Below are 6,966 nucleotides of genomic sequence, written 5' to 3' on the forward strand. Positions count from 1 at the left end.
CGAAAAACTTATCGCTAATTGGACAGTCTATTTAATTCCGTAAAATTGCCCTAGTCGAATGGCTGGTGCTTCACCTGTAGTGATGTCTAAAGATAACTTTTCTCCGCTTGATTTTGTTTATAAGATCCTGAAATCACCTGTGTTTGGTATGTCCCAAAGAGAAGCGCTTGATTGGATGCAGCAGTGTTTCTGTCAAGAACACGAGGGATTTCATGTGGCTCTTAAAAACTACCAAAATCTCTTATCAAATAGTCGGCGTTTTTGTGAAGAGATTGATTACCTTTGGCCTGTCAACCGCGAAATGGGATTGATGGCAGCTGCTGGCTCAATTGACAAAGCCCTGCAAGCTAATCGTCAAACCTTGGATCAGTTTTCTAGATTGGTGACTAATTCGGTGGAGTAAGAGACATGGGAAACATACTATAGCGTTTCTAGGACTCATGAGGTACAGTCTTCTTTGACGTTGATTCCCTGTTAGGTGCGCTTGACCTATTAAGAATTAAATTCGCCACGGGTCGCACCTCTTAATGCAGCGCATCGCTATTCCCTCTTATCTCTTCCCTGTTCCCTGTTCCCTGTTCCCTGTTCCCTAAAATCTAGAAATTGTGTACCTCAAAAGTCGTAGAATTGCTATATAATTATCCTAGATACCAACAACCAAACCATAATCATCTGATCTTAGTGCAGGATATTCCATCCTTGCTGAGTGGGCAGGGAGGAATGCCCGGAGCACTTTGATTGGGTAAGCAAAAAAACTTTTAATCTTTGTATTGACTAGTAGTTTTAAACCGCGTAATTAAAGTATTTTAAAACACTGAGTAAGTAGTGATGATTTCAGACTCAACACCTATAGCAATTGTTGGCATTGGTTGTCGTTTTCCTCAGGCTGAAACACCACAAGAGTTTTGGCAACTTCTGCATGATGGGATAGATGGGATCACTCAGATACCTAAAGACCGATGGGATATTGATTCGTTTTATGAACCCGAACCGGCTACCCCAGGAAAAATGAATACCCGCTGTGCTGGTTTATTAGAACAAGTAGATGGATTTGAACCCAGCTTTTTTCGTGTTTCCTCCCGCGAAGCTAAGCAGATGGATCCCCAGCAAAGACTGATCTTGGAAGTGGCTTGGGAAGCCTTGGAAAATGCTGGAATAGCACCAGAACGATTAGCTGGTAGTCATACCGGGGTCTTTGTTGGTGTTAGCAACTCTGATTACTCTGTGCTTATGCCCAGAGATATTTCAGGCTTAGATGCATACAGTGGAACTGGAACAAACCCATCAATTATTCCTTGTCGCTTATCTTATGTGCTGAATCTGCGCGGACCAAGTCTGGCTGTGGATACCGCTTGCTCCTCATCTTTAGTAGCACTTCACTATGGCTGCCAAAGTTTGAAAACAGGGGAATCTGATCTGTGCCTGGTTGGAGGGGTGAACCTAATTCTTATGCCAGAGCCGACAATTATTTGCTCCCAGGCTAAGATGATGTCAGCAGATGGGCGTTGCAAAACGTTTGATCAAGCTGCGGATGGTTATGTTAGGGGAGAAGGATGTGGCGTTGTTGTCCTGAAGCGGCTGGCAGATGCAATCCGGGATGGGGATAATATTCGGGCAATTATTAGAGGTTCAGCGGTTAACCAAGATGGTCACAGTAATGGACTAACAGCTCCCAATGGTCCTTCTCAACAAGCAGTGATCCGGCAAGCCTTAGCCAATGCTGGGGTTAAACCAGCACAGATTAGTTATGTAGAAACCCACGGTACGGGAACCCCTTTGGGAGACCCCATTGAGGTAAATTCTCTCAAAGCAGTGCTGATGGAAGATAGGCAGCCCAATCAACCTTGTTGGATTGGTTCAGTCAAGACTAATATTGGTCATTTAGAATCTGCTGCGGGCATTGCGGGGTTAATTAAGGCGGTGTTGTCCCTACAACATGGTGAAATTCCACCCCATCTCCATTTGAACCAGTTAAACCGTTATATTAAAATTGCAAATACTCCTATTCAAATTCCTACTGAGCTTCAGCCTTGGTCAGTCCAAGAAGCACCCAGATTGGCAGGGGTTAGTTCCTTTGGTTTTGGTGGGACCAATGCCCATGTGGTGTTGGAAGAAGCGCCTTTAGAAATTAAAAAGTCAAAAGTCAAAAGTCAAAATTTACTAGAGCGTTCTTGTCATTTATTAACCCTATCAGCAAAAACAGAAGCAGCTCTCCAAGATTTAGTCCAGGGTTATCAAGATCACCTAAAGGCTAATCCCAACCTAGCAATGGCAGATATTTGCTTTACGGCAAATACAGGGCGATCGCATTTCGATTACCGCCTTGCTGTTGTGGTTGACTCAAGGGAGCAGTTGGTTGAGCAACTCAGTGGTTGGGCAGCCCATAAAGACACCACTGGATTGATCAGTGCTCAGGTGGAAAGCAAAAAGCCGCCCAAGATAGCCTTTTTGTTCACTGGTCAAGGCTCCCAATATCTCAACATGGGACGCCAACTCTACGACAGCCAACCCATATTCCGCCAAACTATCGAGCAGTGCAATGAAATTCTGCGCCCGGATCTGGAGCATTCCCTAATAGAGGTACTGTATCCTACTCAAGTAGAAGAGCAGTTTTCATCTGTTTTAGATCAAACCGCCTATACCCAACCGGCCCTATTTGCCTTTGAATATGCCCTCTATCAACTTTGGAAATCCTGGGGTATTAAACCAAATGCCGTCATGGGGCATAGTGTTGGCGAGTATGTTGCTGCTTGTGTAGCTGGGGTTTTTAGCTTAGAAGATGGTCTCAAACTAATCGCCCATCGCGGAAAATTAATGCAGCAGTTGCCGTCTGGCGGTGAGATGGTTTCACTTTTGGCCTCACAGGAGCAGGTTAAAGACGCGATCGCACCATTACATGATCGAGTAGCGATTGCAGCCATCAATGGACCAGAAAGTATAGTGATTTCCGGAGCCAGTGAAGATCTTGGTACTATTTGTGACAAATTAGAAACTGAGGGAATCAAGACCAAAAGGCTACAGGTATCTCACGCTTTCCATTCTCCTCTGATGGAACCAATGTTGGCAGAGTTTGAAGCAGTAGCCAATCAAATCACCTACCATCAACCAAAAATACCAGTAATATCCAATGTCACAGGAGTAACAGCCGACAAGAGCATTGCCACAGCCAACTATTGGGTAAATCATGTGTTAGAACCAGTCAAGTTTGCCCAAAGTATGGAGACCTTGCACCAAAAAGGGTATGAAATCTTCCTGGAAATCGGACCGAAACCAATTTTATTAGGGATGGGGCGGCAGTGTCTCCCAGAAGAGTTTGGTGTGTGGTTACCATCGTTGCGGGAGGGAGTAGATGAATGGCAACAGCTCCTCTCCAGTTTAGGACAGTTATATGTACAGGGAGTCAAAGTAGACTGGGTAGCCTTTGATAGAGATTATACTCGTAACAAAGTAGCCTTACCGACATATCCCTTCCAAAGACAAAGGTACTGGGTAGAACAACTTCCAACCAAGCAACCAGCATCTTCTTCAGAAGTATTAACTCTATTGCAACAAGGGAACACCCAAGCCCTGCTGCAACAACTAGAGGCTAGCCCAACAGTTTGGGAAGCGAACACCCCAGAACAGGCAATAGAATCCTTAATCAAACTACATCAGCGACAAGTAGCTCAAGCATCTGTATCAGAGCTGCTGTTTCAAATTGAATGGCAAGTTCAACCCCCACTATCCCAAGACAGCCTACAACCAGGACAATGGTGGTTGCTTGCTGAGAACAAGGGTTTAGCCTCAGAATTAGCTGAGTATTTCACACAACAGGGCCATCAATGCCATTGGCTTGAGTCAGATCCCAGTCAATTGAGCAAGGAAAGGTTAGAAACAGTTCTGAGTCAACTGACTGAGAACCAGACTCTACCGCTTCATGGAATCATCTATTTGTGGAACTTGAACAAGCCTAGTGATGAATTGCCAGAAGATGGGGATTGGCAGACGAACTGGCAACAAAGTATCAAGCCCTTACTACAGCTGGTACAAGTAATCAGCCAACTACCGGGATTTCAGTCCAAACTGTGGGTAGTAACTCGCCAAGCCCAAGCCGTGGACTCTAACCCTGTGGCGATCAGCCAGACACCTCTGTGGGGTCTGGGGCGAGTCATTGCCCAGGAACAGCCCCAACTGTGGGGGGGATTAATCGACCTCGAAGAAAACCAGGAGCTGACGGTAGCCGCCCAACAGGTGTACACAGAAGTGGCAACCCAACCAGGAGGGCTCCAGGTGGCATATCGAATGGGAAAACGCTATTTGCCTCAGTTAGTGCGCTACCAAAAAATCCCACCATCACTCAAGCTGAACTCACAAAGCAGCTATGTGCTCAGTGGGGGATTAGGAGCCCTAGGATTGCAAGTAGCCCAACGGTGGGTGGAACAGGGAGCCCGCCACTTGGTATTGGTAGGAAGGCGGGGAATCACCAATGAAATCCAACAGCAGAAAATAGCAGAGCTGGAGGCAGCAGGAGCCAAGATTCAGGTAGCAAGTATAGATGTCAGTAACTGGACACAGCTCAGACAAGCATGGACAGAATGGCAAAGCACAATGCCCCCTGTACGAGGGGTACTCCACGCTGCCGGGGTACGGGATGATGGTCTGCTAGAGAACCAAAGTTGGGAGCGTTTGGTCAAAGTGATGAGTCCCAAAGTGGAGGGAGGTTGGAACCTACATCGACTGACTCAGGATGAGAATCTCGACTTTTTCATCTGCTTTTCCTCAGCCGCTAGTCTGTTAGGTAGTGCTGCTCAGAGTAGCTATGCTGCTGCCAATGCATTTCTAGATGGTTTGTGTGCTTATCGTCGTAGTCTAGGTTGGCCAGGGTTGAGCTTCAACTGGGGACCATGGTCAGAAGTGGGTATGGCAGCACAGATGTCCCCAGCCCAAAAAGAGCGATGGGCAATGATGGGAGTGAAACTGATTCAACCCGAACAGGGATTGCAAGTACTAGAACAGCAGTTGGGAGCAGGGGGACAGCTAGGAGTGCTAGCTTTTGACTGGGAGTTGTTGAGTCAAAAGTTAAGTCCCACACAGCTGAATTTCTTCGCTCAGGTGCTACCATCAGAAGTGAAAGACCTGGTGCAATCAACAACTCAGAGGAGCTCTCAGTTACAGCAACAATTGTTGTTAGTCAGTGAGGCTCAAAGAAAACGGCTGCTGCGACAAACACTGCAAGAGGAAGTCGCTTGTGTATTAGGCTTACCACCGACAGACAAACCCGACCCAGAAGTAGGATTTTTCGAGCTGGGGATGGATTCATTGATGGCAGTAGAGTTAAGAAATCGACTTGGCCAGTTATTACCAGTAAATCTACCATCAACCTTAACCTTTGATTTTCCCAACATCGAAAGACTAAGCAACTATATCATCTCAGAAGTATGGCAGCTAAGTTCAGGGGATGCAGCTGATACTCAGTTGCCCCAGAAAAGAAGCGAGTGGAATGAACCCATAGCCATAATTGGCATGAGTTGTCGGTTTCCCGGGGGAGCATCAGACCCAGAAAAGTTCTGGCAGTTGCTGCAAGGAGGAACCAGTGCCCGAGAAGAAATTCCAGCACAGAGGTGGCAGATTGAAGCCTACTACGACCCAGACCCAGATGCTCCAGGAAAGATGCTGACTCGTTACGGTCACTTTATCGAGGATGTAGAGCAATTTGACCCCAGCTTTTTTGGGATTTCCCCTCGTGAAGCAGCGGCAATGGATCCCCAACACCGCCTACTGTTAGAAGTGAGTTGGGAAGCGCTAGAGCAAGCAGGGCAGGTGTTAGAGCGCCGGGATGAAGCATCTGTGGGTGTGTTTGTGGGCAATGATGGTCATGACTACGAACAGTTGCTCCAGCAGCACTTGCAGCAGTCCCCAGAGAGTCCCTTAGCCAACTATGTGGGCACAGGAACCCACATCTCCAGTGCCGCAGGTCGTTTGGCTTACAGTTTTGGGTTCACTGGACCAACAGTAACGATTGACACTGCCTGCTCCTCATCTCTAGTGGCAATTCATCAAGCCAGCAACAGTTTGCGACTGGGAGAATGTCAGATGGCTCTGGCGGGAGGAGTGAAACTGCATCTGACCCCAGACTCTTATATTGGGACTTCCAGAGCCAGAATGATTTCCGCCGATGGGCAATGTAAGACCTTTGATATCTCAGCAGATGGCTATGGACGGGGAGAGGGCTGTGGTATCGTACTGCTCAAACGTTTGAGTGATGCCCAGGCAGATGGAGACCGGATATTAGCACTGATTCGGGGTAGTGCAGTAAATCAGGATGGACCGAGCAGTGGGTTAACGGTACCCAATGGACTCTCGCAACAACGACTGATGAAGCAAGCCCTAGCTCAAGCACAGGTCAAGCCTAGTGAGATTAGTTATTTGGAGGCTCATGGTACAGGAACATCCTTGGGAGACCCGATAGAGGTAAATGCAGCCATGGCGGTGTTGGGAGAGGAACGTACTCCAGAGTACCCCCTATGGATGGCTTCGGTGAAGACGAACATTGGTCATTTGGAGGCAGCGGCGGGAGTCTCGGCACTAATCAAGGTGGTGTTATCCCTACAACATCGACTTCTGCCAGCTCATCTACACTTGCAGCAGCCCAATCCTAAGATTGACTGGCAGCCTTGGCTACAGATACCACAGGAACTGAAACCATGGGAGGTATCTGGTCGTCGATTGGCTGGAGTAAGTTCCTTTGGATTTACAGGGACGAACGCTCATGTGGTGCTCGAGGAAGCGCCATCTCTACCTGAAAACCCTCAAATAGAGTGGGAAAGACCATTACATGTATTGGGGCTATCTGCCAAGAATGAAGAAGCATTGTACCAGCTAACCCAGAGCTACATTCAACATCTAGAGAGCCATCCGGAGCAAGCCTTAGCGGATATTTGCTTCTCAGCTAACACGGGAAGGTTGTCATACAATCACCGATTGAGT

The 6,966-nt window shown here is 47.4% G+C and carries 2 protein-coding genes; both read left to right on the plus strand.

Translation table 11 applies throughout. The annotated features are described in order from the left end of the window. The first annotated feature begins 58 nt into the window (after nt 1-58). Complete coding sequence (locus F6K49_RS32925; RefSeq protein ID WP_293103402.1) at nt 59-403, plus strand: hypothetical protein; 345 nt, start codon at nt 59-61, stop codon at nt 401-403. A 425-nt stretch (nt 404-828) separates the two neighbouring features. Beyond that, a partial coding sequence (locus F6K49_RS32930) for a type I polyketide synthase (protein WP_293103405.1) occupies nt 829-6,966 on the plus strand: 6,138 nt, incomplete at its 3' end.

Source organism: Moorena sp. SIO3I6 (assembly GCF_010672095.1).

Excerpts from the sequence above, each read along its gene's own strand:
- F6K49_RS32925 (WP_293103402.1), top strand. The coding sequence starts at position 59 with ATGGCTGGTGCTTCACCTGTAGTGATGTCTAAAGATAACTTTTCTCCG.